Genomic DNA, 24,669 nt, shown 5'->3' on the forward strand with positions numbered 1-24,669 from the left:
AACATTATCCCTGACTTTGCCGGGCCAGCAGCGCGGCGCCCATCATGCCGCCGTGATGCGCGAACTCGCCAGGCACCACTAAACGATGTGAGGTGCGGCGTAGCACGTAGCCTTGCACCACCTCATCTAACGCATCAATCAGCGGAACAACCGAGGCCAGCCCGCCACCGACTGCCACGCGTGAAGCGCCAGTGATATTGATGCTGTACGCCAGCGGCTGACCGACAATTTGCAGCCATGCCTGAAGGGTTTGCTGCGCTTGCGCATCTTGCTGCTGCCAACGTTCGATTATTTCGAGGCTATTCGCCGGGCGGTGATGCAACGTCTGATGCAGGTTTTCCAGCCCGCGCGCACCTCCGTAGCTATCAAGACAGCCTTTTTGGCCGCACGGACACGCCTTGCGCGGCAGCCGCAGCGTGACGCCTTCGATCTCCACTTCCGTTAGCGTGATCGGCCCATGCCCCCATTCGCCGGTGAGACCGTTCTGTCCGGTGATGATACGGCCATCCGCCACCAAACCGCCGCCAACGCCCGAACCAAGAATCGCGCCAAACACCACTTTATGCCCTTTCCCCGCCCCCGCCAGCGCTTCGGCCAGCGTGAAGCAGTCTGCATCGTTATGTACAATCACCTTACGTTGCAGGATCGCACCCAGTTCTTTGGCCAGACTGCGCTGATGAAAAGCGGGAATATTGCTGGCAAACATTTCGCCGGAATCCGGGGCAACAATGCCTGCGGTGGAGATAGCCACCGGGCTGCAGGCGGCAAAATGTGACTGATGTTGGGCAATCATACTCTTCACCAGCGCGGTGAAATCGCTCCAGCTTTTCGCCGGAATTGTTTGCTGATCGAGTATCGTTAATTCGTCCTGCGCATTCATCACGCCTAACTTGATAAATGAGCCGCCCAGATCGAGGCAAATCACCGCGGATTGTTCACTCATAAACGTTTGTCCATCACATCACGTAAACCGTCGCCCAGCACATTGAAGCCCAGCACGGTAATCAAAATCGCCAATCCGGGAAAGAGTGACACATAGATATTCAGGCCGAGAAAGTTGCGCCCATCGCTCATCATGGTGCCCCACTCTGGCATCGGCGGTTGCACACCTAAACCGAGGAATGACAGACTGGCGGCAGACAGCACCACCGCGCCCGCCGTCAGCGTTGATTGCACAATCAGCGGACCAATCGAGTTGCGCAGAATGTAGTGCGTGATGATGCGCGGGTAGCGTACGCCCAGCATGTGCGCCGCTTCGATGTATTCCATATTCTTCAAGCCCAGCGTTAAGTTGCGGCTCAGGCGTGCATACACCGGAATGGAGAACAGCGAGATGGCGATCAGCATATTTATCAGCCCTTCGCCCAGTACGCTGACAATCAAAATCGCCAGTACAATGCCGGGAAAAGCGAAGATGATATCCATCACCCACATGATTAGCGCATCAATTTTACGGCCGGCTAACCCCGAAATGATGCCGAGCGGAATGCCAATCACCATCGAGATCGCTACGCTGAGACTCACTTCAAACAGCGAGATGCGCGCCCCGTAAATCACGCGCGAGAAAATGTCGCGCCCATAATCATCGGTGCCAAACCAGTGTGCGGATGACGGTGCTTGCAAGGTATTGAGTAAATCCTGCTCCACCGGATCCCAATGTGTAATCAGCGGGGCCAGCGCGGCGGCGAGCACCACCAGCATGACCAGCGCGCCGCCAATAGCAATCGACGGATTAGCGATCAGCATGCGCACGACGTGTCGGCTGCGCGAACGCGGCGGCAGCACGGAAGTTTCATTGCTGTTCATCAGTCGAACCTTATTTTTGGATTGAGCAAACCAATCAGGACTTCGCCCAGCAGATTCATCAACACCACGCCCGTAACGGCTACCAGCGTAACGCCCTGAATCACCGGATAGTCGCGGTAGCGCACAGAATCCACCAGTAAGCGCCCAATGCCCGGCCAGTTGAACACTGATTCAGTCACCACCGCGCCACCAATCAGACTGCCGAAGTTGAGCGCTACGATGGTGACAATCGGGATCAGCGCATTACGCAGCGCGTGCTTCCAGTTAATGCTGGCGGACGATAATCCCTTGGCTTTGGCGGTGCGAATATAATCCTGGCTCAATACATCCAACATGCTGGAACGCGTCATGCGCGCAATCATTGCCATCGGCAAGATCGCTAGCGTGACGGTCGGCATAATGTAATTTTTCCACGAATCCGCGCCCAGCAGCGGTAACCAGCCTAGCTCAACGGCGAAGTAATTCATTGCCAGCAGCGCCAGCCAGAAGTTGGCGATCGACGCACCGGCAATGGTCAGCACCATCACAATCTGATCCGGAATGCGCTGACGATAGATCGCCCCGGTCATGCCCGCCGGAACACCGATCGCAATCGCCAGCAGATACGCCAGCGCCGCCAGCGACAAGGTGTAGGGCAACCGCTCGCTGATCTCCGTCATCACCGGACGCTGCGACTGCAACGATAAGCCAAGATTGCCGTGCAAGGCTTCAGCCGCGAATTTGACATATTGCAGCGGCAAAGGCTGATCGAGCCCCAGCCGCACGCGCATACTGTCCACCGCTTCCTGCGGCGCTTCCGGTCCCGCCATCAAGCGCGCGGGATCGCCCGGCAGCGCGCGGATGGCGATAAACACGATGATCGACACGCCGAAAATGATTAACGGCAGCGAAAACACCTTTTTTGCGACGTACGCTTTCATATCACATCAGCCATGAGGTTATTGCTTCACCGCGTCGCGCACGACGATTTGTCCGCCCGGCTGCATAACTACGCCGCTAATATTCTTACGGGCGGCATAGAGATCGTCCTGATAGAACAGCAGCACTTGCGGCGCTAATCCGCTGATCTGCTTTTGCGCCTGGAAGTAAAGATCTTTGCGTTTAGCATCGTCGAGGGTGGATGCGGCGGTGTCGATCAGATCATCGGTTTGCTTGTCGCTAAAGAAGCCCAGATTCGCCCCGCCCGGCGCAAAGCTGCTGGTGTGATAGAGCGGGCGAAGCTGCAGATCCGAGCCATATAAACCAGAAGACCAGGAGGCCAGCACCGCATCGGTGCCCTGCGCGGCCTTCTCTTTGCCATCGGCAAACGCCGCTTTAGTCCACACGCCGCTCTCCATCTGCCGCACGTTGAGCTTCACGCCGATTTTGCTCCACATGCCCTGCAACACTTGCGCCGTACGCGCATCGGGTGCCTGTACCGCAATCGAAATCGGGAAACCGTCGGCGTAGCCCGCCGCTTTCAGCAGATCTTTGGCCTTTTGCAGATCATACGGATAGTCATGCAAACTTTTGTCGTAGTTGGGATCGACCGGTGCCAGTGCCGAATTGGCCGGTTGTGCATAACCAAACATGATGGCTTTCACCAACGCCTGCTGGTCGGTGGCGAGATTGAGCGCCTGACGCACGCGCACATCGCTCAGGGCTTTGCTTTGGGTGTTGAGATCTACCCAGAATACGGCGGCACCAGGCGATTGTTTGAGATTAACGTTGGCGTTGTTTTTTAACATACCCGCGAACTGCGGCGGCACCGGGTTAATAATATCGACCTGCCCCGATTGCAGCGCCATATTCATTACCGACGGTTCACTGCTCCACGTCCATTTAATTTCATCTGGACCGGACGATTTCCCCCAATAGTCGGGATTCTTATGTTCAAGCACATATTCGCCGGATTTGTATTGCACCAGTTTATAAGGTCCGGTGCCGTCGGCTTTATTGTTAATGCTGCCTGCCTTATCCGCTTGCGGGCTGACCATTAATCCCGGACCGGACGCTAAAACAGTTAAAAAGGCCGGATTAATTTTTTTCAGCTGAAACGTGACAGTAAGATCGTCTTTTTTCTTCACATCCTGAATAAAGGTGCGAATTTTTCCGCTGCCGGCTAAACCGCGTTGCGTATTTAAATGACGCTGGAAGTTTACCACTACTGCATCGGCATTAAAGGGCGTGCCGTCGTGGAATTTCACATTTGGCCGCAGGGTAAAAGTCCAGTTAAGTCCGCTCTCATCGGCTGTCCAGGATAATGCCAGTGCCGGAATGATTTTGCCGTCATCACCGAGGCGCGTCAGGCCTTCGTACATCGGGTCCAGCACCGTGCCAGTAAAGGTGGCGGTTTGGTTACCGGGATCCATGCTGCGCGGCGGTTCGTTCTGCATGATCACCAGCTGGCTGGCAAAAACGGAGGCGCTCGCCAGCGACGCCCATAAACAGCCAGCCAGCGTCAGTACCTTGAAATGCTTATGTTTGCTTTCCATGAAGGCCCTCAATGAATCATTGAAACGATCGGTGAATGAATGAACGTCCTTAACACCACGCAAAATCTGTAGCAGCGCAATTTATTGCGCCGCTACGAAATGTGCGGGCTACGAGACGATATCTAGCGCTTTGCTAATAAACATTGCGCTATATAAGCCACACTCACTGAACAAAAGCCAATAGGTTGGTTCATATAATTTACTTATAATTAGATCTGCATTCAGAAATTTAACTAAATATCGTTGTATTTGTTTTCCGTCCTTATTATTGTCAGCACATTAGTGCTAACGCCGTGAGAACCTAATGCTCAATGCCCATCAGCAACAAATTCTGCGTTTGCTTATTGCGTCGCATGGCATGAGCCGCACCGCCATTGCGGAAAAAATGAAATTAAGCAAAGCCGCCATTAGTACGCTGGTAAAAGAGATGCTGCAGGCCGGATTGCTGGAAGAGAGTATTCCTGAATCCAGCGGCCAGGGCCGTCCATCGGTGTTATTAAAAATGCGAGCTGACAGCGCCTATTTTCTCGGTGCCTCGCTGCTCGGCGAACGCGTGGTATTAGTGCTGATTGATATGCACGGCCATACGCTGGCTGCCACCCACATGCCGTTGAGCCTCGACCCGTCACAGCTGGCAAAAATGATAGCGGCGGCGATCCCGGACCTGATTGCACAGAAATCGATTTCGCAAGATCAGTTGATTGGCCTTGGCGTAACGCTTTCCGGGGTTGTCGATGAAAATCAAGCCATTTGCGTACAGTCCGCCCTGCTGGGCTGGAAAAACGTGCCGCTGGCAGAACTGCTGAAACAGCAAACCGGGCTGGAAGTGTCGTTAGAAAACGATGCCAAAGCGCTGGCGGTCAGCGAAAAAATTTTCGGCGTGGCCAAAAAAGCGCGCAACTTTACCCTGATTTCGCACGGTGACGGCATTGGCTCGGCGCACTTCTTTCAGGGCCAACTGCACCGTGGTGCACACGGCGCTGCCGGTGAAATCGCCCACTGCACCATCGAGTCTGGCGGACGTCCCTGTCGCTGCGGCAAGCGCGGCTGCCTCGATACGCTGGCATCGTTAACCGCTATCCGCGAAAGCATGCGCGATAAAGCGCTGAAGACTGAATCGATTGCCGAACTGGAAGCGCTGGCGGTGAAGGGTAACAGCGCAGCGATTGCCATTCTGCATCAGGCCGGTCATGCGCTGGGTTTATCGATCGCCAATATCATCCAGATGAATGACCCCGAATTAATTGTTATTGCGCATCAGCCCGATGCGTTTGATGGATTGCTGAAAACCGTGGTGATGCAGGCAATCGATAGCCATGTGCTGCCGTCGATCATCGGCAAAACGCCGATCTCCAGTATGGTCATCAACGAAGAGAGCTGGGCCAGAGCCGCAGCCAGTGTGGCGGCGTATCGTTTTATCATTCATTTACCCGACTAGCGGAGGCTGCTATGCGCATTGCTTTTGGTGGAATTCATACTGAGTGCAGTACTTACAATCCGGTGCTGAATTATGCCGACGACTTCCGCATCGTGCGCGGGGATGAACTGACCACCAATCCCTACTTTGCTTTCCTGCAGGATTATGATGCCGAGTTTCTGCCCACCTTCCACGCGCGCGCCATTGCCGGTGGTCCAGTGGCGCGCATCACTTACGACGATTTTAAGCAGGATTTCCTGACGCGCCTCGCGGCACAGTTGCCGGTGGATGGCGTTTATCTCGCCATGCACGGCGCGGTGTATGTCGAAGGCATGGAAGATGCCGAAGGCGACTGGATCAGCGCTACCCGCGCGTTAGTCGGCCCGGATTGCCCGATCAGCGTAAGCTACGATCTGCACGGCAATGTCACACAGCGCATCATTGATGCCATTGATATGTTCTCGACTTATCGCACCGCGCCGCACATTGATGTGGAAGAGACCATGCGCCGCTCGGTATCGATGCTGGTGAAAAGTCTGCAAACCGGCGTTAAACCTGGCGTGGTGTGGGCACCGATTCCGGTGGTGCTGCCCGGTGAGCGCACCAGCACCGAAGATGAACCCGCCAAAAGTTTGTATGCCCGTTTGCCCGGCATTAATGCGCTAGAACATATTTGGGATGCCTCACTGATGGTCGGTTACGTCTGGGCTGACGAACCGCGCGCCACCGCCGCCGCGATCATGACCGGCACCGATGCTGATGTACTGGCGGAACAGGCCGCAAAACTGGCACTGGCGTATTGGCAGGCGCGGGATGAATTTAGCTTTGGCTGCGTGACTGGCAGCATTGAAGAGTGCGTAGCGATGGCCATCGCCAGCGAAACCGCACCGGTGATTCTGGCCGATTCAGGAGATAACCCCACCGGTGGCGGCGTCGGCGATCGTGCAGATGTGTTGGCAGAACTGATTCGCCAGAACGCTCAGGAGGTTATCGTTGCTGGCATTACCGATAAACCGGCCACTGATGCGGCCTTTGCCGCCGGCGTTGGCGCAACCTTAACGCTAACCGTTGGCGCGTCGCTCGATCCGGCGGGCGGTAAAGTACAGGCCGAATTTGTCGTGAAGCATCTCAGCGACGATGCACGTTCCCTCGCAAAACAAGCGCTGCTGCAAACCGGCGGCATTACGCTGGTGGTCGCCGATCGTCGTCGTCCGTATCACAACCTGGCCGATTTCGCCCTGCTTGGCCTGCAACCTGCTGCGGCTAAAATTGTGGTGGTGAAGTCGGGGTATTTGTCGCCAGAACTGGCGCCGCTGGCCAATCCCAATTTGATGGCGCTGTCAGAAGGTGTGGTCGATCAATATGTGGAACGCTTAACGCGCAACCGCAAATTACAGCCTGCTTATCCATTTGATAAGGACTTCACTTTCCTGCCGGTTTGCAGCCTGTCGGCGCGCTTTGTGGTAGTGAAATGAACACGGTCGCCTCAGCAGTCGAACCGGTGCTGCGCATCGAAAATCTGACGGTGGCCTTTCGCGTTGACGATCAATGGCGCGATGTGGTGAAAAACGTCTCGTTAACCGTTAATACGGGTGAAACGCTAGCGATAGTTGGCGAATCCGGTTCGGGTAAAAGTGTCACGTCGATGGCGATCATGCGCTTACTCAACATGCGTCACGCACGCGTCAGCGGCAACGTGCTGCTGAACGGCGTCGATCTGCTAACGCTGAGCGAATCTGCCATGCGCGATATTCGCGGCAATGCGGTGGCGATGATTTTTCAGGAGCCAATGACCAGCCTGAATCCCTCCTTCACCATCGGTAATCAAATTGCTGAAGCGCTGATCAATCACCGCAAAATCAGCAAACGCGCCGCGCGTGAAGAGACCATTCGGCTGCTGGAAAAAGTGCGCATCCCCAATGCCGCTAAACGCTTCAATGATTATCCGCACCATTTTTCCGGCGGGATGCGACAGCGCGTGATGATAGCCATGGCGCTGGCGCTGCGGCCAAAACTGCTGATTGCGGATGAACCCACCACCGCGCTGGACGTCACCATTCAGGGGCAAATTCTTGATCTGATTAAGACGTTGCAGGAAGAGGAAGGCACCGCGGTGCTGTTTATCACTCACGATATGGGCGTGGTAGCCGAAGTATCGGATCGCACGCTGGTAATGTATCAAGGTGATGTGATGGAAACCGGCACCACCGCAGCGATTTTCTCCGCGCCCGCCGCCGATTATACCCGCACGCTCATTGCTACCGTGTCACAGCCAGGCGCAATGCGCGGCATTGCTGGACCGCGAAAGTTTTCTTTTAACGACGATAGCGCGGCGCCTGATTCCCCCCGCCTATTCGCACCGCGTCAGCCGCTGCTGTCGGTGAAAAATCTCAGCACCCGCTTCAGCATTCATGAAGGCCTGTTCAGCCGCAAAACGGGCGCGGTTCATGCGGTGGAAAACATCTCGTTTGATTTGATGCCGGGCGAAACCTTGTCGCTGGTTGGTGAATCCGGCTGCGGTAAATCCACCACCGGACGTTCGCTGACGCGCCTCGTCACGCCAGACGCTGGCGAAGTTGCCTTTGATGGTTACGATGTGCTGAATTTGTCTGCGCATGAGTTACGCACGTTGCGCCGCGCCATGCAGATGATTTTTCAGGACCCGTTCGCCAGCCTTAATCCGCGCATGTCGATACTGGAAGCGCTCACCGAACCCTTTCTGCAACATCGCTTAGGCAGTAAAGCCGAGGCGCGCGCGAAAGCTGCATCACTGATGGAGCGCGTCGGTTTATCTGCCAGCATGATGCAACGCTATCCGCACGAGTTTTCGGGCGGCCAGCGCCAGCGCATCTGCATCGCCCGTGCGCTGATGCTCGATCCTAAAATGATCATCGCCGATGAGTCGGTGTCAGCGCTGGACGTCACGGTAAAAGCGCAAATCATCAATCTGCTGCTCGACCTGCAACAAAGCCTTGGGCTGTCGTATCTGTTTATTTCGCACGACATGGCGGTAGTCGAACGCATCAGCCATCGCGTTGCGGTGATGCTGTTGGGAGAAATTGTCGAAATCGGCCCGCGCGCGGCAATCTTTGAAAATCCGCAGCATGATTACACGCGTAAATTACTGTCGTCGGTGCCTGTTCCCGATCCGGCGCGCCGTCATGTGAAACGCCAGCTGGACATCAGCGAGCTAAAAAGTCCGGTGCGCGCGCTGGGCTTTGTGCCCGAAACGCGACGTTATCGTGAGGTCAGTGATGGACATTGGGTGATGGAATGACTCATCTTCATAACGCGCACAATCTGTAGCGGCGCAATTTATTGCGCGATAAATCGCGCCGCTAAAGTATGTACGGTAATTAATACGGGGCTTGACTGATCGGCATTACGCGATTTATTGCCCGTCTTTGAGCAAAGCGCGCTAATCGCGCCGCCTTCGATTCAATCACCTGAAAGCAATCGGCGGGCGGTGAAATCCTGCTGAGTCATGCGCGTCGTCTGCTCAGCCTGAATGATGAAGCCTGGCGCGCGTCTTCAACCCAACGAAACGGAGATCAAGTGACACAATACAATCAGTATGGTCAGCCGGTTGGTTTTGACTTAGCTGACTGGCAGCCAGCCACTTTTCCACCTGCCGATATCCTCGCAGGGCGTTTTTGCCAGTTAGCCCCGTTGCAAGTTGCTCATAGCGAAGCGTTATTTGCCGCCTTTTCACTGGCACCCGACGCGCGTGACTGGACCTGGCTGGGCGCATCGCAGCCGCGATCGTTAGCCGCGATGACCGAGTGGATCATTAACAAACTAAGCGACAGTGGATTGGTCAGTTATGCGGTGATCAATCACGTTAACCAACAAGCAGTGGGTGCAGTCTGCTTCGCCAACATTGACGTGCAGAACGGTGCAATTGAGATTGGCCATGTCACCTGGTCGCCGCTGATGCAGCGCAACGTGTTGGGTAGCGAGGCGTTATATCTGTTGTTACAGCAGGCCTTCGCGCTAGGTTATCGCCGCGTTGCCTGGCGTTGCGATTCTCTTAATCTCGCTTCACGACGAGCGGCAGAGCGCATCGGCTTTACCTTCGAAGGCCGCTTCCGTCAGGCCATGACGCGCAAACAGCGCAATCGCGATACCGATTGGTTGTCGATCATTGATCGCGAATGGCCGCCTGTTCGCCAGGCATTCACGCATTGGCTGGCAGCGGAGAATATGGATGATCGCGGCTGCGAACAGCAAAAACTGCGTAGCTTTTTTCCAGCGGAATGACGTTGACTATACTGACAAGCTTTTAGCTTCTCTGTCCGCAATTTAAGAGGTACTTATGTCCAATGTATTTATCATTGGCGGCGCAGGCAATATTGGTCGTCGTCTGGCATCACTGCTGGTAAAAAATGGGCACACTGCGCGCCCGCTATTTCGTAAAGCAGAGCAAGAGCAGTTGTTGCGTCAACTGGGCGCTGCGCCCGTTAATGGCGATTTAACCGCGCTGGATGCAAAATCCCTTGCCGCTTTGATGGCGGGCAGCGATGTGGTGGTTTTTTCCGCTGGTGCCGGTGGTAAAGGCGGTGAAGAGATGACGAACGCCATTGATGGCGAAGGATTAAAAACCGCGGTTGCTGCGGCACAGCAGGCGGGCATCTCGCGTTTCCTGTTGGTCTCCGCATTCCCGGAAGCTGGCCGAGCGAAAAACCTCTCCACCACCTTCGAAAACTACATGCGCGTGAAAAAAGCCGCAGACGTCGCACTGGCGGAAAGCGATCTGGATTGGGTGATACTGCGCCCGGGCACCCTGACCGACGAAAAAGGCCAAGGCCAGGTACGTGCTGGTTTGGCGATCCCGTATGGCGATATCACTCGTGATGACGTGGCGGCGACGCTGGCTGAAATCATCGAACAATCCGGCGTCAGCCGCGTCATCATTGAACTGACGGGCGGAGACGTACCGGTGCAGGACGCGATAAAACAGATGGCACGTTGAAGACTGCCATCAAGCCGTTAAACGTGCCTACTCATCGAGAGATCGTAAATGATCTTTCCTGTTGAGCGTCATCAGCGCTGGAATACTTACCGCCGCGGTGACGATGATATACCAGGCCGGGATATCCAGATTTCCGGTCTGCTTAATCAGAGACGTAATGATAAGTCCTGCGCAACCGGAGAAAATGGCGTTGGATAAAGAATACGCCAGACCCAACCCGGTATAGCGTACGCGCGTGGGGAACATTTCCGATAACATTGCCGGGCCCGGCCCTGCCAGCAATCCCACAATTCCGCCGGCGACAAACACCACCAGCGCCTTAATTAATAGCGTTGAGGATTCTGCCTGAAGTACTTTCAGTAACGGTAATGCCAGCACCAGCAACAGGCATGCCGCGAAAACCATTACGCTGCGGCGGCCAATTTTGTCACTGAGAATGCCCGCCGGAATGATGGTTGCTGCAAAACCGAGGTTAGAGATCACCGCAATCAACAGCGCCTGATTAAAGCCAGTGTGCAGGGAAGATTGCAGATAGGTTGGCATGATCACCAGATAGGTATAGCCCGCAGCAGACCACACCATCACGCGGCTGATTGCCAGCAAAATAATCCTGAGCGTCGCAGCAAAACTGGCGCTGACCGCCGCAGGCTGTTGCTCTTTTTTAGCTTGCTGCTGACGCACAAAGCTGGGCGTTTCTTCCATGCTATAACGCAGCCACAGCGCCACAATCCCCATCGGCAACGCGAGGAAGAAAGGTATGCGCCAACCCCAACTGTGCATCTCCTCCACACTCAACACCGCCGATAGCAATGCAACAATCCCGGCACCAGCCAGCAGACCCAATGCGACGGTGAATGATTGCCAGGCACCATATCGTCCGCGCTGGCCTTTAGGCGCGAACTCCGTCATCAAAGACACCGCACCGCCGTATTCACCCCCGGCAAATAAGCCTTGCAGAATACGCAGCGCGGTAATGATCAGCGGTGCCGCCACGCCAATACTGGCATATGTAGGAATGACGCCGATGGCTGTCGTTACCAGCGTCATCATGATCAAGACAAAAATCAGCGTGGGCTTACGCCCAATACGATCCCCCATGCGACCGAAAAATATGGCGCCCAGCGGCCGGAAGAAAAAGGCGATGGCGAACGAGGCGTAAGTCAGAATAATGCCGGTCAGCTCGGCTTCACCCTGCAGGCGAAAGAAATTCTGCGCGATAACCGTGGCGAGAAAGCCATAAACCGCAAACTCGTACCATTCAATAAAATTGCCCACTGAGCCGGCGATTAATGCGCGCTTTTGTGCATCGTTTGTATTATGAGGCTTCGGCATTTCTTTTCCTCCTGTCGACTATTTGAAAAATGCAGTCAAAATAGCGATGAACGCCGAGCCGGTTACAAAAGCCTGTGCTGTTTTCACCTCTTCGCTGCGAATATCGGCAAATCGCGCGAGTGCGCGCTCCGCATCCACAGCATCAATCTCCTCATACTGCTTTTCAAATCCCTGCGTAATAAGCTGCAACGTGCCGCTTTTATCTGAAGATTCCAAAACAGCTATCTGCTTATCCTTCGCAAAAAAAAGGTAGTGCGGCATCAGACGCTCCTGATCAGTGATGATTAATAAAGGAATAAACTACCTTAGAAGAATGGTATCTGCACATAAATGGCGTAATGATTGTGAACTGTGGCAGCCTGAGGTGCCATCAATCCCCGCAGGCGGTAAAGAGGTTTGAGGTCGACAGGAGATGAAATGGGTGAGGTACCAGGCAGCCTAAATGGCTTACCTCCCTGATATTGAGGGTGGGTTGAGTCTTGGCAAGGAAGTCCTCACTGCTAAAAAAGTCAGTATCGGGCCTGCGCGCTTCAGTTAAAAAAACGTCTTCAGCTATTTTTTAGGCAAAAGAGTTTCCTCCACTATTCTTTCATGCATAACAGGCAAAATACCGCTCGGCTGTTGGGATGATGAGTGTGGAAATATTGCCATGCATGTTCGGGAGAATAAAACGATCCCATGAATACACGATTATCATAGGCGGGTGCCAGACGGCAGCTATCGCGATGCAAGTTGCAGCAACCTTCTGTATCCTCCTGACTAAAAACGTAAAAATCCGTTATGGTGAATTTCATCCGCTACTCCTCATGGGCCGATATAAATAACAATCAATAAAACTCTTTAAAGTCGCCCGTTGCGGATACTCTATATACATTTTTAGCAACCAGCTCAAAATGAGCCTTAAATTAATTATAGCCTGCATGGCGCTGAGCACATTAAATTAAAAGAAAACTTATTTAAGCCGAACGCAATAAGGAGATAATAAAATATTCTATTATTTAACACCCTCACACCGCTACGCTTAATAGGGCCAATAATTACTATTAATCCTTATTATAATCTATAAGCCCACCTCTAAGATTACTCTTAAAAACACACTTCCTATTTCCGATCAATTAAACTTAAGTAAACTTAAATTTTAAAACGTATCGGAGATAATATTATGCTCAGTTATACAATCCGCATTGAATTGAAAGAACCTAACGCTGGCACGCAAATTGAACTGCTGTATGCGATGCTTGAGAATGGCTTTGCGCGCAGCTTAGTGTGCGAAAAAGGGTATGCTTATGTTTTACCGACGAATGAGTATGTGTATGAAGGTAATGAAAATATAAGAAGTTTAACCGACAGAGTAGTTACATTGGTGAGTGAATTCAGCGAAGATCCTTCGGTGATGATTACCCAATCTAGCGCACGCTGCTGGTCAGGGTTGCGCGGCGTGAACCTCGCATGAACGACAGGATAAACGCCCTCTCGCGGCCGCGATGGCGTTTATGTAACAACTTAACATAACTTAATTTTTATTCGCTCATTAATCTCAAAGACGCACGCCAATAAAGCGAAGCCGAATGATGATATTTTTCGGGCATATTTATTTACAGATAAAGAACCCAGCGAAAAAGCTAAACCGGAAATGGCATCACTTCCGGTTTAGTGAGACAGAGTATCAGGCAAAATAAATCAGCCAGGATAAATACCGCGATCTTTACGCGCCAGCAAAATACGTTCGCAGGCAACGATATAGGCAGCTGTACGCAATGAGCAGCGTTTATCTGCCGCTTTGTCCCAAACGTGAACCATCGCCTCCGTCATGATGCGGTCCATACGCTTGTTAATCTCATCTTCGCTCCAGAAGAAACTCGCCATATCCTGCACCCATTCGAAGTAACTCACCGTTACCCCGCCGGCATTACAAATGACGTCCGGCACCACCTGCACGCCACGATTGGCCAGCACATCATCGGCATCCGGGTAGGTTGGGCCGTTAGCCCCTTCCAGCACCAGTTTGGCACTGATGATCTCTGCGCGCTCGCGGGTAATTTGTCCCTCAAGTGCTGCCGGGATCAGAATATCCATCTCGGTGGTCCAGAACTGTTCTCTGTCGATCTCACGCGCACCAGGGAAACCAGCAATCTGTTTATGCTCGATCTGCCATGCACTCAGCGCGGCTAAATCGATGCCGCCCTCGTTGAGTAAGGTAGCCGTGTGATCCTGAATCACCACCACGCGCGCCCCGGCTTCGGCGAAGAGACGTGCTGCCTCGCTCCCCACATTACCAAAGCCCTGCAGCGCTACGCGCGCGCCTTCAATGGTGATGTTAGAACGTTCTGCCACTTCACGACCGGTAATAAATACGCCACGGCCCGTCGCTTTCTCACGCCCTAACGAACCACCAAGATGAATCGGTTTACCGGTGACAACACCGGTAATGGTGGTGCCATGGTTCATGGAGTAGGTATCCATCATCCACGCCATGACTTTGCCGTTGGTGCCCACATCCGGCGCTGGGATATCTTTCTGTGGACCAATAATCAAACCGATTTCACTGGTGTAGCGGCGCGTTAATCGCTCCAGTTCACCTTCAGACAACGCATGTGGATCGACACGAATCCCGCCCTTCGCGCCACCGTAGGGCAGGTTGACCGCCGCACACTTAATGGTCATCCAGGCCGAGAGCGCCATCACTTCGTTCAGGTCGACTGCCGGATGGTAGCGCACGCCCCCTTTGCCCGGTCCGCGTGAGAGATTGTGCTGTACGCGGTAGCCTTCGAAGTGGCGAATCGAGCCGTCATCCATCTGCACCGGAATGTCGACAATCAGTGCTCTTTTAGGATGGCGCAGGGTTTCTATCCAGCGAGACAATTCACCAAGGTAAGGCGCAACGCGGTCAATTTGGCTCAGGTAGGTAGTCCAGGGAGATGTACTGCTTTCAGAAGCGTAAGATAACTTTTCCATGAGAAGCCTGTATGATCAGAGTTATTTATATTGAAAAGACGTGGAAAGGTAATGCATTGCACTAGACGGAAAGTAATTTAACACCTTTTCAGAAAACCGGATCACGCCAAATAAGGAGGATTTAACTTTTTCGACACAAAAATGCGTTAATGAATGAATAACTAAGCATTAAATTTACCCCACATACAGCGCATATTCATGCAAGTAATATTCACTAAATTGCATAAAATTTGATTTTATTCCTATTTTTCAGTTCTTTGATGGTCATCAAAAAGTGAATAAACTGTTATTTTTCCGCATTGACTTTGTTAACTCACGCAACCACGATAAGTAAAACTCAGCGGGAAACCTCCAACATGATGTAGGCGTTTATTAGTTTTACTTTTATTTCATCTATTTAAACGAGTCTCTTTAACGGTTAAAGAGAGACGTTGCGTTATTTCGTGCGCAGAAATAATTAAACCCTTATTTGCCATTGATGCTTGCGGGCAGGCATCACCCTGCGTCTTTTTGCCAGACTGAAGGAATCATTGTGTCTAACCAACCTACACAAGAGCAGATTCAGCCTGCTCGGGCTAACGACGCCCCGCAAAAACTGCAGCGAGGGCTCAGCGAACGCCATATTCAGATGATCGCCTTAGGCGGATCCATCGGCACCGGGCTATTCATGGGTGCCGGACGCAATATTGCGGTGGCCGGAACCTCGATTTTAATCATCTATATTCTGGTTGGCTTCTTTAGCTATATGGTGATGCGGGCGATGGGCGAAGTGCTGCTTAGCCGACTGGACTATCGCTCATTTGCCGATTTCGTCGGCGATTATCTCGGGCCTAAGGCCAGCTTTTTTCTCGGCTGGTCATATTGGCTGAGTTGGGTAGTGACCTGCATCGCGGATGTGGTGGTGTGCGGCGCCTATATGCAGTATTGGTTCCCGGAAATGTCGGCGTGGATACCCGCGTTGTTCACCCTGGGGATTTTGTGTTTGTTTAACATGTTGTCGGTGAAAGCCTTTGGCGAGGCGGAATTCTGGTTTGCACTGATCAAAGTGATTACCATTATTGCGCTGATTATTACCGGCGGATGGATGGTGTTTACCGGTTGGACCTCACCGGATGGCGTACAAGCTTCGGTGCATAACCTGACCGATCCGGCGGTGTTTATGCCGCACGGCATCACCGGTTTTCTTGCCGGTTTCCAAATCGCTATTTTCTCTTATACCGGAATTGAACTACTCGGCACGATGACCGCAGAAACCCGCGATCCCGAGAAAATTTTGCCACGCGCGATTAACGCTTTGCCGCTGCGGATTGTGATTTTCTATATGCTCTCGATGATGGTGATTATTGCGGTTACCTCATGGCAAGGTGTATCGCCAGATACCAGCCCGTTTGTCACCTTGTTTGCCAAGGCTGGACTGCCCGCGGCGGCGGCGATCATTAATTTCGTGGCGCTGACTTCCGCAATGTCGTCCGCCAATAGCGGCGTCTACTCCAGCACCCGCATGTTGTATGGCCTGTCAGTAGAGCAGCATGCCCACTGGCAGTTCCGCATTCTGTCACGCACCACACGCATTCCGCTGCGCAGTTTGCTGTTCTCCTGCTTCTGTATGCTGAGCGGTACCTTGCTGCTGTTCCTGGTGCCAAATGTATCAACGCTGTTCACCATCGTTTCCACGCTGGCCGCTATTCTGGTGATCTATTGCTGGGGAATGATTCTGGTGTCTTATCTGGTGTACCGCAGGCAACGTCCTGATTTGCATCAAAAATCAAAATTTAAGATGCCCGGCGGCAGGATGATGGCCTGGGCGACGCTGATGTTCTTCCTGTTCTCAGTCGTGATCATGATATTTGATCCCGATACGCTTGCGGCTTTAGCGGCCTCACCGGCGTGGTTTATTGCGCTGTGGCTGTGCTGGAAGATGAAGGAGAAGCGGGCCCGATCGTTGAATGGTGAGTTGAACGCCAAATCTGCCTCGTCCTGAGGCAGACATCTTAGCCATAACCCGATTTTGCTGACGTTTCCCACTTTAGCGCCTGACTCATTTCCATCTCCAGTCGAATAGCAGCACAGTTCGTCTCAAGATGCTCCACTTTACTTTCAAAGTCGCTGAGACTGCTGCTCTCTATTTCGAGGATCATATAGGCGATCTCATGGCGACACTCTTCACCAAAGGTCTTCAACTTTTTCTCTTTAAGCAGCCACTGAACCAGCAACTCTTTTTTCTCCTCTTCTGGTGTTCGCCGCTTACTGAATTTCAGAAAGCGAACCTGAAGCAGCAGCTGATGGTAAAAGAGAGCAATGCTATCGAGTTGTTTTAGATGCATGTCGCATCCTCTTTTATGAGTCGATAAAAATGAGGAACCAGCCTGCTTTCACAGGCTGAGTAAAGCGCTTAAAGCGGGGAAGCAGGTGCAGCAGCTTGATCGTAGCCACCCCAGACTGACTGATCGAACTCAATCATTGAGCCGGTCATCAATCCGGACTCTTCGCTGGCGAGGAATGCCACTGCGCGCGCCACTTCTTCCGGTTGGATCAGGCGGCCAAACGGCTGAGACGCTGCCGCTTTCTCCAGCCAGTTATTCTCTGCGCTGTGATATTGCTTCATGATGCGATCTTCGCCTTCCGATGCCATCCAGCCAATGTTGAGGCCATTCACACGAATGCGGTTACGCAATAAGGCGTAGGCGGTGTTGCGTGTCAGGGTGGCCAGCGCGCCCTTGGAAGAGCAGTACGCGGCGATAAACGGTTGCCCCGCCAGCGATGACATCGAACAGATATTCACGATGCTGCCCGCAATGTTATCGCGGCGCATCAGCTTGATGGCTTCCTGCATCAGGAAGAACGGGCCACGAACGTTGGTGGCGAAGATGCGGTCGAAGAGTTCGGGATCGGTATCTAAGATAGTACCGCGATCGCTCATGCCGCCGGCATTAACCAAAATATCGACGCGACCATGCAGTTTATCTGAGGTGGCGATGACGTGACGGCAATCCTCTACGTTAGATAAATCCGCACGCACGAAATCCACTTTGGTTTCACTTTCTCCGTTTAAACGCTCGGCAACCTTGGTCCCTTTCTCCTGATTCCGGCCACAAATCACCACTGCGCTAGCGCCCAACTGCGTAAACTGACGCGCAATCGCTGCGCCCACGCCTTGCGTACCACCGGTAACCACGGCCACTTTACCTGTTAACTGGTTCATCATATTGCTCCTGAAATGACTGAATAACCGGCTGCGTCGAGCGCAGAACGAAGTGTTTTATAACCAATAAGCGCGTATTCCAGCGGCGGTGCTTTCGCTGGGTCTTGCTCTGCTTCCACCACAAACCAGCCCTGATAGCCGATTTGCGCCAACTTATTAACAATGGCACTGAAATCGATCATGCCATCGCCGGGGACGGTAAAAATCCCTTGCAGCACGGCATCAAGGAAGGAATCGCGATGTCGATCTAAGGTGCGCAGGACCTCTTCGCGCACGTCTTTGGTATGTACGTGAATGATGCGATCGCCATGTTTTTCCAGAATTCGCAGTGGATCGACGCCTGCAAACACCAGGTGACCGGCGTCAAACAGTAGCCCAACCTCTGGCGTGGTGACGGCCATCAAGCGGTCAATATCATGTTCATCCTCAATGGCGGTTCCCATGTGATGATGGAAAGCCAGCGGCACGCCGTAGTCCTGGCAAAACGCTGCAAACTGGATCAGTTTTTCGCCGTACTCGCGCATCTGCTCATCAGTAAGACGACAGCGCTTCGCCAGTGGCACATGTTGCTGATTTTGGATGGTGCCGGCCGTTTCGCCATATACCAGGCAAGCCGCGCCGCAATCACGAAACAGCTGCATTTGCGGCAGTGATTTTTTGATCTCCTCCTCCACGCTGTTGTCCAGCAAGGTGCCGGAGTACCAGCCTGACACCAAATCCAGCTGATACTCTTGCAGTAGCGGCTTTAGCGCGTCAGCAGTTTTGGGAAACTTACCGCCGGTTTCAACACCCTGAAATCCCGCCTGATGACTTTCAGACAAGCAGGTCGTGAGCGGCGTATCCCCACCCAACTGCGGCAAGTCATCGTTCGACCAGGCAATGGGCGCGATGCCCAGTTTGGCTTTTAACATCATAAACTCCCTGATTAAATGCCGACGCGCTGCGCCTGGCGACCTTTAACGTGCTCTTCACGCGCCTGGTTAACGCTGTCTCGTGCGCTGACTTCCGGCACGCCGACATCCCACCAGGCATCGCCCGGCGTCCAGTCAAACGGATGAGTATCGATGGAGATGACCGTGGTGCGATCGTTACCTTTGGCCCAGCCGATCGCTTCCTCAAGCTCATCCAGCGAGGAGACCTTGCGCGCCAGTGCCCCCATGGATTGCGCATGAGCGACGAAATCGACGTGAAACGGCTCCTGTACCCGACAATCCTTCAGCAGGTTATTAAATGAGGCGCCGCCCTTGGCATTTTGCAGACGGTTGATCACCGCATAGCCGCCGTTATCGCACACCAGCAAAATGAATTTGTGGCCCGAAAGAACGCTGGAGTAGATATCTGAATTCATCATCATGTAGGTGCCGTCACCAATCATCACGAACACGTCGCGCTCCTGCTCAGCCATCGCCACGCCCCAGCCAGCGGAGAGTTCATAGCCCATGCAGGAGAAGCCAAATTCGCAATCAAACGTGCCTGGATTCTTCACCCGCCAACCTTTCACCAGTTCACCGGGCAGTCCGCCCGCCGCGCTGATGATGTAATCTTCTGCCGCCGCCGCTGCATTCACTACGCCAATCACCTGCGCGTAGGTGGGATCGCCCTCCGATACCGTGCGTTCCTGCCGCGCCGCAATCAGTTCGTTCCATTTGGCAAACGCCCGGCGACCTTTTTCCAGCCAGCTATCGGCTGCTTTCCAGCTGCCGAGCGCCGTGTGCAGTTCGCTAATGCCTTCACGGGCATCACACTCCAGCGGGATGGCCAGATGCTTGTGCGCATCAAAGCGCGCGGCGTTGAGCGCAATAAATTGAGCTTTATGATCGAATACCGTCCATGAACCGGTGACGAAATCCATCAAACGCGTCCCCACCGCAATCACCACATCTGCCTCGGCGGCCAGCGCATTGGCCGAGGTTGAACCGAGAATGCCAATCGGCCCGCAATGAATGGGGTCATCGTGGGTAAACGCGCCCTTTCCGGCGATGGTTTCCACCACCGGGATGCCATGCGCCAGGGCAAACTGCGCCAGTTCTGCTTCAGCCTGCGAATAGCGCACGCCGCCACCAGAAATAATCAGCGGACGTTTAGCCTGTCTCAGGCACTCAGCAGCGCGTGCCAGCAGTTGGCGATCGGGACGTGGACGTGGTATCAGATGCAAACGCGGAGCAAAGAACTCTTCTGGGTAATCCCACGCCATCTCCTGCACGTCCTGGCATACGCCAATAAAGGCTGGGCCACAGTCGCCGGGATCGAGCAGGGTTGCCACGGCTTGTGGCAGAGAGGAGAGGATCTGTTCAGGATAGGTAATTCGATCCCAGTAGCGCGACACCGCTTTAAAGGCATCATTCACCGTTTGGGTCGGATCGTTGAAATGCTCGACCTGCTGCATTACCGGATCGGGATGGCGACGGGCAAAGCTATCACCGCAGATCATTAAAAGCGGCAGACGACTGGTATGTGCTACGCCCGCAGCGGTGAGCAGATTGGTGGTGCCAGGACCAATCGAGGCGGTAACTACCATGATTTGACGTCGCACCATCGCCTTGGCAAATCCCACGGCGGCAAACGCCATCGACTGCTCATTCTGCCCGCGCCAGGTGGGTAATACATTTTGCGCCTCTTCTAGCGCTTCGCCCAGGCAAGTGACATTACCGTGGCCAAAAATGCCATACACGCCCGGAAACAGCGGCACGCGTTTGCCATCCACCTCGGTAAACTGATTGCTCAGATAGCGAACTATCGCCTGAGCCGTCGTGCAACGAATCGTAGCCATATCCTTACTCACTTTTCAGAGATGCTGCTGTGCAGCATGGTGTTATATTTCACAACTTAAGTTGCTAAAAACAAATAACCGCAATATAAGTTGCAACTTCAGGCGACAAAACTCCCACTCTACTGCGAGCGGGAGCCCGTTAATTCAATTATGCGCGGTTGCGTTTACGCTGTGATTCTGTGCGCTTCTCACGTTCAGTAATGGTTTCGATGCGCGGCTGCGCGACTTCCGGCTGCAATACTGCTGCCAGCGCCATGGCGATGCTTTGCGCCAGACAAACCGGCGCGGCCAGCGATCGCGAAAAGCTGTACTCCTCTTCCGGAATGTTGAACAGCACGCTGGCGCTTTTAGCTAACGGTGATAGCGGCCCATCGCTAATGGCGATGACCGGAATGGTGCGCGCGCTGGCATGGTCGGCAATGGCGATCACCTCTTTGGCATAATGGCGAAACGCGATGGCGATAAGCACGTCACTTTCACGCATATTGTTAGCCATTTCCGGCGCCAGCCCGCCGGCGGAATCTAGCAGGATCACCCGGCGGTTCAGCATGGTGAGCATATAACGCAGCAATAATGCAATCGGCTCGGAGCGCAACTGACCGGCGATATAGATAGTTTCCGCCTCCTTCAGATACCCCGCGGTCGCATCGAGATCGCTTTCCGCTACGTTGCTCAGCAGCTCCTGCAGCGTAGCAATGTCCCGTATCACCAGGCTTTGCAAAAAGCCGAGGCTGCCCTTCTGCTCATTCTTACGTAGATCATTCTCCAGGGCGGTGATGCGCTCGTTGTAACCCGGTGCCGCCGTGGCGAGTCGGGTCTGAAATACGCTCTGCATCTGTTTGAAACCGCTATAGCCAAACACCTGCGCAAAACGCACCAGCACCGAGGGGTGCAGACCACATTTCGCGGCTACAGCGTTAATCGATTCCAGCGCCACCGTGTTCGGATTTTGCGTCACATAACGCGCCGCCTGCTGATGCCGCACCGACAGCTGCGCATAGCGTTTAGTAATCTCATCCACAATTTGCTCGTAATTTTCATGCGGCAGCGTGGTCTGCATCTTCTCAATCTTGCTCATCCATCATTCCTTTTCGGCGTACAGCCCATCTCGCCAGCACGCTACCGCAATAAAAATTGCAAGTAAAATCTTAATGCAATTAGTTCTAACGCATTCGCTGCCAACAGGGAAAAGCTCTGCGTGATATTTGTGATTAGGTTCGAAGAATTCACTTTTAGTCTGATTGAAACACCTTTTTCGAAGAAATCAAACCGACTTTATATTCTGATTTATATAGATAATTTAAACTAAAACCTCAATTTAACCTCACGCCTGCCATTGCATTGCAATTTTTATTGCTCCGATCCTAACATTGCAACTATCAATGCTGCTGAGGGATTCCCATCCCAGGTCTTCCCTCCCAGCTGACCGTTTCAGGCTGTCGCTTGAGCCTGAAACTGCTACCGGAGGAATGGATCAACATGTATCAAAACTTTGGACAGTTTATTAACGGCGAATGGTGTCAGGGCAGCGGTGCAGAACCGGTGATCGTCACCGATCCCGGCAACGGGCAAACGCTGGGTGAAATTGCCGCCGCCTCTGTTGCCGACACCCAATCTGCGCTGGCCAGCGCAGAAGCGGCGCTGGTCGCATGGCGAACTACCTCAGGCTGGGCGCGGGCGGATTTGCTGCAGGCGGTTGCAAAAGAGATGACAGTAACAGCGGCAGAAGCCGCTGAGATCATCTCGAAGGAGAGTGGCAAACCGTTCGCGCAGGCCAGGCGCGAATGGGAATTATCGACCGACCAATTTATCTGGTACGCCGAAGAGGCGCGTCGTATCTATGGCCGCATTGTAGAAAGCCGGGTGCCAGGCGGACGCTGTGAAGTGTCGCACGAACCGGTCGGCGTGGTGGCGGCGTTTACCGCGTGGAATTTCCCGGTGGTGTTGGTGGCACGCAAGCTTGCACCCGCGCTCGCCGCCGGCTGCACGGTGGTGTTGCGTCCCTCCAGTGAAGTTCCTGGCTCCGCCATGATGATTTTTGAGTGTCTGCGCAAAGCGGGACTGCCGGCTGGCGTGGCCAATCTGGTTGTTGGGCCGACTGCCGCAACCTATGAACCCTTGATTGCTTCGCCCGTGGTGAAGAAAGTCTCACTAACCGGCTCAACGCAACTCGGTCAGCAGATGATTCGGGATTCAGCGGCCACGATTAAGCGCCTTAGCATGGAGTTGGGCGGCAACGCGCCGGTCATCGTCTATGACGATGCCGATCTGGAAAAAGTGCTCGACCTTTCCGTGGTCACCAAATTTGCCAACTGTGGCCAGGTTTGTGTCACTTGCGATCGCTTTTATGTCCACCAAAGCCGCTATCACGACTTCGTACAAGGCTTTGCCGAGCGTGCGAAAAAAATCAAGGTCGGATACGGGCTGGATGAAGGCACGCAAATGGGCCCACTGATCAATCCTCGTCGCCTCAAAGCCATCGAGACGATCGTGGCGGATGCGCGCGAGAAAGGAGCACGCATCGTGGCCGGCGGCGAACGTATCGAATTAAACGGCGGCTACTTCTTCGCTCCAACCGTGATTGCCGACGCCCCCGACGACGCGCTGGCGATCGCCGAAGAAAATTTTGGTCCGATTGCCGCCATCACCTCATTTAGCGACATCGACGATCTTTGGCGCCGCGTTAATAACTCTGATTTTGCTCTTTCCGCTTACGCCTTTACCCGCGATCCGGCCCGCATTCGTGAAACCGTGGCGCGCCTCGAATCCGGCATGGTCGGTATTAATAGCTATGCGCTGGCCGCTGCCGAAGTGCCGTTTGGCGGCGTGAAAGCCAGCGGCATGGGGCGTGAAGGCGGAAGTGAGGGTATTCACGACTATATGAACGTCAAACTGGCGCAAATCGTGCTGTAAGGAACGGATTGATGAAGCTGAATAATATCAAAGCACGCTGGAATGCAGGGCAAACCGTACTCAATGGCTGGCTTAGCATCGCCAACGCCTTCACAGCTGAAATCATGGCTGAGCAGGGTTACGACGCACTAACCATCGATTTGCAGCACGGTTTTGTCGGCTATGACCAGGCAACGCATATGCTGCAGGCGATGCGCGCCAGCGGCGTTGCCCCAATGGTGCGCGTGCCCTGGTTAGAGCCGGGCATCATTATGAAGTCACTGGATGCCGGTGCGTGGGGCATTATTTGTCCGATGATCAGCACCGCAGAGCAAGCGCAGGCGCTGGTCTCCTGCGTGCGTTATCCACCCCACGGCAGCCGCAGTTTTGGCCCAACGCGCGTGACATTCTCCGCCGGCCAGGATTACGGCCAGCATGCCGACGATCACGTGGTGTGCCTGGCGATGATCGAAACCGCCGAAGCCTTTGACAATATCGAAGCGATTGTCGCTACCCCCGGACTGGACGGCGTCTATATCGGGCCAGCCGATCTGACGCTAGGACTTACCGGCAGAAAATATCGCACGGGTTTTGATCGCACTGAACCGGAAATTGTCGATGCGATTAAGCATATTCTCGCCACTGCGCATCGTGCTGGGAAGAAAGCGTGTTTGCACAACGGTTCTGCCGCTTATGCGGCCAACGCGGCGCAATGGGGGTTCGATTTAGTCACGCTTTCTAACGACGTCCAGCTGTTACGTGGCGCAGCAGCCAGCAGCGTGCAGCAATTCCGCGAACTCAACGGTGACGGCCAGGCAACGCAATCAACCCAGGCGGGAGGTTACTGAG

Annotated in this window: 21 protein-coding genes; 9 read left to right on the forward strand and 12 right to left on the reverse strand. The window is 53.8% G+C overall.

Translation table 11 applies throughout. The features are described 5' to 3' along the window. Nucleotides 1-4: 4 nt before the first annotated feature. From AC6I8K_RS21785 to AC6I8K_RS21800, 4 genes are read right to left on the reverse strand one after another with little or no spacing between them, the layout of a single operon-like run. Nucleotides 5-943: an ROK family protein gene (locus tag AC6I8K_RS21785; protein WP_497827580.1), complete on the reverse strand. Its 939-nt coding sequence runs from the start codon at nucleotides 941-943 to the stop codon at nucleotides 5-7. After that, on the reverse strand, nucleotides 940-1,806 hold the full coding sequence (locus tag AC6I8K_RS21790) for an ABC transporter permease (RefSeq protein WP_497827581.1): 867 nt from the start codon (nucleotides 1,804-1,806) through the stop codon (nucleotides 940-942). Before AC6I8K_RS21790 ends, AC6I8K_RS21785 begins: the two co-directional genes overlap by 4 nt. Further along, nucleotides 1,806-2,726, reverse strand: a complete 921-nt coding sequence (locus AC6I8K_RS21795; RefSeq protein ID WP_483818265.1) for an ABC transporter permease — start codon at nucleotides 2,724-2,726, stop codon at nucleotides 1,806-1,808. Before AC6I8K_RS21795 ends, AC6I8K_RS21790 begins: the two co-directional genes overlap by 1 nt. 18 nt (nucleotides 2,727-2,744) lie before the next feature. Next, nucleotides 2,745-4,280 (reverse strand): ABC transporter substrate-binding protein, encoded by a 1,536-nt coding sequence (locus tag AC6I8K_RS21800; RefSeq protein WP_497827582.1) that lies wholly within the window; start codon nucleotides 4,278-4,280, stop codon nucleotides 2,745-2,747. 304 nt (nucleotides 4,281-4,584) lie between these two features. Between AC6I8K_RS21800 and AC6I8K_RS21805 the strand changes: the two genes are divergently transcribed. From AC6I8K_RS21805 to AC6I8K_RS21825, 5 genes are all read left to right on the forward strand, one after another. Then, entirely contained in the window at nucleotides 4,585-5,718 is a 1,134-nt protein-coding gene (locus AC6I8K_RS21805; RefSeq protein WP_497827583.1) for an ROK family protein, read from the forward strand. A gap of 11 nt (nucleotides 5,719-5,729) precedes the next feature. Beyond that, the gene (locus tag AC6I8K_RS21810) at nucleotides 5,730-7,172 is read left to right on the forward strand and encodes a M81 family metallopeptidase (RefSeq protein ID WP_483818262.1); all 1,443 of its coding nucleotides are present in this window, start codon (nucleotides 5,730-5,732) and stop codon (nucleotides 7,170-7,172) included. After that, entirely contained in the window at nucleotides 7,169-8,974 is a 1,806-nt protein-coding gene (locus AC6I8K_RS21815; protein ID WP_497827584.1) for an ABC transporter ATP-binding protein, read from the forward strand. Before AC6I8K_RS21810 ends, AC6I8K_RS21815 begins: the two co-directional genes overlap by 4 nt. A 278-nt stretch (nucleotides 8,975-9,252) precedes the next feature. Beyond that, nucleotides 9,253-9,957: a GNAT family N-acetyltransferase gene (locus AC6I8K_RS21820; RefSeq protein WP_497827585.1), complete on the forward strand. Its 705-nt coding sequence runs from the start codon at nucleotides 9,253-9,255 to the stop codon at nucleotides 9,955-9,957. A 55-nt stretch (nucleotides 9,958-10,012) separates the two neighbouring features. Next, the gene (locus AC6I8K_RS21825) at nucleotides 10,013-10,669 is read left to right on the forward strand and encodes an NAD(P)H-binding protein (RefSeq protein ID WP_497827586.1); all 657 of its coding nucleotides are present in this window, start codon (nucleotides 10,013-10,015) and stop codon (nucleotides 10,667-10,669) included. Between the two features lie 27 nt (nucleotides 10,670-10,696). On the opposite strand, the gene AC6I8K_RS21830 is transcribed toward AC6I8K_RS21825, so the two are convergent. Further along, nucleotides 10,697-12,001 (reverse strand): MFS transporter, encoded by a 1,305-nt coding sequence (locus AC6I8K_RS21830; protein ID WP_497827587.1) that lies wholly within the window; start codon nucleotides 11,999-12,001, stop codon nucleotides 10,697-10,699. A gap of 18 nt (nucleotides 12,002-12,019) precedes the next feature. After that, on the reverse strand, nucleotides 12,020-12,262 hold the full coding sequence (locus AC6I8K_RS21835; protein ID WP_497827588.1) for a hypothetical protein: 243 nt from the start codon (nucleotides 12,260-12,262) through the stop codon (nucleotides 12,020-12,022). Nucleotides 12,263-13,163: 901 nt separating this feature from the next. Here AC6I8K_RS21835 and AC6I8K_RS21840 point away from each other — a divergent pair. After that, nucleotides 13,164-13,454: a hypothetical protein gene (locus tag AC6I8K_RS21840; protein ID WP_483818257.1), complete on the forward strand. Its 291-nt coding sequence runs from the start codon at nucleotides 13,164-13,166 to the stop codon at nucleotides 13,452-13,454. 227 nt (nucleotides 13,455-13,681) lie between these two features. Here the strand turns inward: AC6I8K_RS21840 and AC6I8K_RS21845 are convergent, their stop codons facing one another. After that, on the reverse strand, nucleotides 13,682-14,956 hold the full coding sequence (locus AC6I8K_RS21845) for a Glu/Leu/Phe/Val family dehydrogenase (RefSeq protein ID WP_483818256.1): 1,275 nt from the start codon (nucleotides 14,954-14,956) through the stop codon (nucleotides 13,682-13,684). A gap of 532 nt (nucleotides 14,957-15,488) precedes the next feature. Here AC6I8K_RS21845 and AC6I8K_RS21850 point away from each other — a divergent pair. Further along, complete coding sequence (locus tag AC6I8K_RS21850) at nucleotides 15,489-16,937, forward strand: amino acid permease (protein WP_483818255.1); 1,449 nt, start codon at nucleotides 15,489-15,491, stop codon at nucleotides 16,935-16,937. Between the two features lie 10 nt (nucleotides 16,938-16,947). Here the strand turns inward: AC6I8K_RS21850 and AC6I8K_RS21855 are convergent, their stop codons facing one another. From AC6I8K_RS21855 to AC6I8K_RS21875, 5 genes are all read right to left on the reverse strand, one after another. Beyond that, the gene (locus tag AC6I8K_RS21855) at nucleotides 16,948-17,280 is read right to left on the reverse strand and encodes a hypothetical protein (protein ID WP_483818254.1); all 333 of its coding nucleotides are present in this window, start codon (nucleotides 17,278-17,280) and stop codon (nucleotides 16,948-16,950) included. Nucleotides 17,281-17,348: 68 nt separating this feature from the next. Next, nucleotides 17,349-18,158: an SDR family oxidoreductase gene (locus AC6I8K_RS21860; protein ID WP_483818531.1), complete on the reverse strand. Its 810-nt coding sequence runs from the start codon at nucleotides 18,156-18,158 to the stop codon at nucleotides 17,349-17,351. Beyond that, on the reverse strand, nucleotides 18,158-19,072 hold the full coding sequence (gene iolE, locus AC6I8K_RS21865) for a myo-inosose-2 dehydratase (RefSeq protein ID WP_483818253.1): 915 nt from the start codon (nucleotides 19,070-19,072) through the stop codon (nucleotides 18,158-18,160). The genes AC6I8K_RS21860 and iolE overlap by 1 nt, the downstream gene beginning before the upstream one ends. An 11-nt stretch (nucleotides 19,073-19,083) precedes the next feature. Beyond that, nucleotides 19,084-20,928: a 3D-(3,5/4)-trihydroxycyclohexane-1,2-dione acylhydrolase (decyclizing) gene (iolD, locus tag AC6I8K_RS21870; RefSeq protein ID WP_497827589.1), complete on the reverse strand. Its 1,845-nt coding sequence runs from the start codon at nucleotides 20,926-20,928 to the stop codon at nucleotides 19,084-19,086. Between the two features lie 148 nt (nucleotides 20,929-21,076). Then, nucleotides 21,077-22,006 carry a MurR/RpiR family transcriptional regulator gene (locus tag AC6I8K_RS21875; RefSeq protein ID WP_483818251.1) on the reverse strand — a complete coding sequence of 310 codons (930 nt, stop codon included), beginning with the start codon at nucleotides 22,004-22,006 and terminating at the stop codon, nucleotides 21,077-21,079. Nucleotides 22,007-22,407: 401 nt separating this feature from the next. Between AC6I8K_RS21875 and AC6I8K_RS21880 the strand changes: the two genes are divergently transcribed. Together AC6I8K_RS21880 and AC6I8K_RS21885 are read left to right on the forward strand one after the other, a co-directional pair. After that, the gene (locus tag AC6I8K_RS21880) at nucleotides 22,408-23,841 is read left to right on the forward strand and encodes an NAD-dependent succinate-semialdehyde dehydrogenase (protein ID WP_483818250.1); all 1,434 of its coding nucleotides are present in this window, start codon (nucleotides 22,408-22,410) and stop codon (nucleotides 23,839-23,841) included. Nucleotides 23,842-23,852: 11 nt separating this feature from the next. Continuing rightward, nucleotides 23,853-24,668 (forward strand): HpcH/HpaI aldolase family protein, encoded by an 816-nt coding sequence (locus AC6I8K_RS21885; protein ID WP_483818249.1) that lies wholly within the window; start codon nucleotides 23,853-23,855, stop codon nucleotides 24,666-24,668. The last annotated feature ends 1 nt before the right edge of the window (nucleotide 24,669 follow it).

Source organism: Pantoea sp. X-Soil-ISGK-421 (assembly GCF_059730785.1).

What these genes read in the sequence shown, in the direction of transcription:
- AC6I8K_RS21785 (WP_497827580.1), bottom strand. Translation starts at nt 943, where the DNA reads ATGAGTGAACAATCCGCGGTGATTTGCCTCGATCTGGGCGGCTCATTT.
- AC6I8K_RS21790 (WP_497827581.1), bottom strand. Translation starts at nt 1,806, where the DNA reads ATGAACAGCAATGAAACTTCCGTGCTGCCGCCGCGTTCGCGCAGCCGA.
- AC6I8K_RS21795 (WP_483818265.1), bottom strand. Translation starts at nt 2,726, where the DNA reads ATGAAAGCGTACGTCGCAAAAAAGGTGTTTTCGCTGCCGTTAATCATT.
- AC6I8K_RS21800 (WP_497827582.1), bottom strand. Translation starts at nt 4,280, where the DNA reads ATGGAAAGCAAACATAAGCATTTCAAGGTACTGACGCTGGCTGGCTGT.
- AC6I8K_RS21805 (WP_497827583.1), top strand. Translation starts at nt 4,585, where the DNA reads ATGCTCAATGCCCATCAGCAACAAATTCTGCGTTTGCTTATTGCGTCG.
- AC6I8K_RS21810 (WP_483818262.1), top strand. Translation starts at nt 5,730, where the DNA reads ATGCGCATTGCTTTTGGTGGAATTCATACTGAGTGCAGTACTTACAAT.
- AC6I8K_RS21815 (WP_497827584.1), top strand. Translation starts at nt 7,169, where the DNA reads ATGAACACGGTCGCCTCAGCAGTCGAACCGGTGCTGCGCATCGAAAAT.
- AC6I8K_RS21825 (WP_497827586.1), top strand. Translation starts at nt 10,013, where the DNA reads ATGTCCAATGTATTTATCATTGGCGGCGCAGGCAATATTGGTCGTCGT.
- AC6I8K_RS21830 (WP_497827587.1), bottom strand. Translation starts at nt 12,001, where the DNA reads ATGCCGAAGCCTCATAATACAAACGATGCACAAAAGCGCGCATTAATC.
- AC6I8K_RS21835 (WP_497827588.1), bottom strand. Translation starts at nt 12,262, where the DNA reads ATGCCGCACTACCTTTTTTTTGCGAAGGATAAGCAGATAGCTGTTTTG.
- AC6I8K_RS21840 (WP_483818257.1), top strand. Translation starts at nt 13,164, where the DNA reads ATGCTCAGTTATACAATCCGCATTGAATTGAAAGAACCTAACGCTGGC.
- AC6I8K_RS21845 (WP_483818256.1), bottom strand. Translation starts at nt 14,956, where the DNA reads ATGGAAAAGTTATCTTACGCTTCTGAAAGCAGTACATCTCCCTGGACT.
- AC6I8K_RS21855 (WP_483818254.1), bottom strand. Translation starts at nt 17,280, where the DNA reads ATGCATCTAAAACAACTCGATAGCATTGCTCTCTTTTACCATCAGCTG.
- AC6I8K_RS21860 (WP_483818531.1), bottom strand. Translation starts at nt 18,158, where the DNA reads ATGAACCAGTTAACAGGTAAAGTGGCCGTGGTTACCGGTGGTACGCAA.
- iolE (WP_483818253.1), bottom strand. Translation starts at nt 19,072, where the DNA reads ATGATGTTAAAAGCCAAACTGGGCATCGCGCCCATTGCCTGGTCGAAC.
- iolD (WP_497827589.1), bottom strand. Translation starts at nt 20,928, where the DNA reads ATGGCTACGATTCGTTGCACGACGGCTCAGGCGATAGTTCGCTATCTG.
- AC6I8K_RS21875 (WP_483818251.1), bottom strand. Translation starts at nt 22,006, where the DNA reads ATGAGCAAGATTGAGAAGATGCAGACCACGCTGCCGCATGAAAATTAC.
- AC6I8K_RS21880 (WP_483818250.1), top strand. Translation starts at nt 22,408, where the DNA reads ATGTATCAAAACTTTGGACAGTTTATTAACGGCGAATGGTGTCAGGGC.
- AC6I8K_RS21885 (WP_483818249.1), top strand. Translation starts at nt 23,853, where the DNA reads ATGAAGCTGAATAATATCAAAGCACGCTGGAATGCAGGGCAAACCGTA.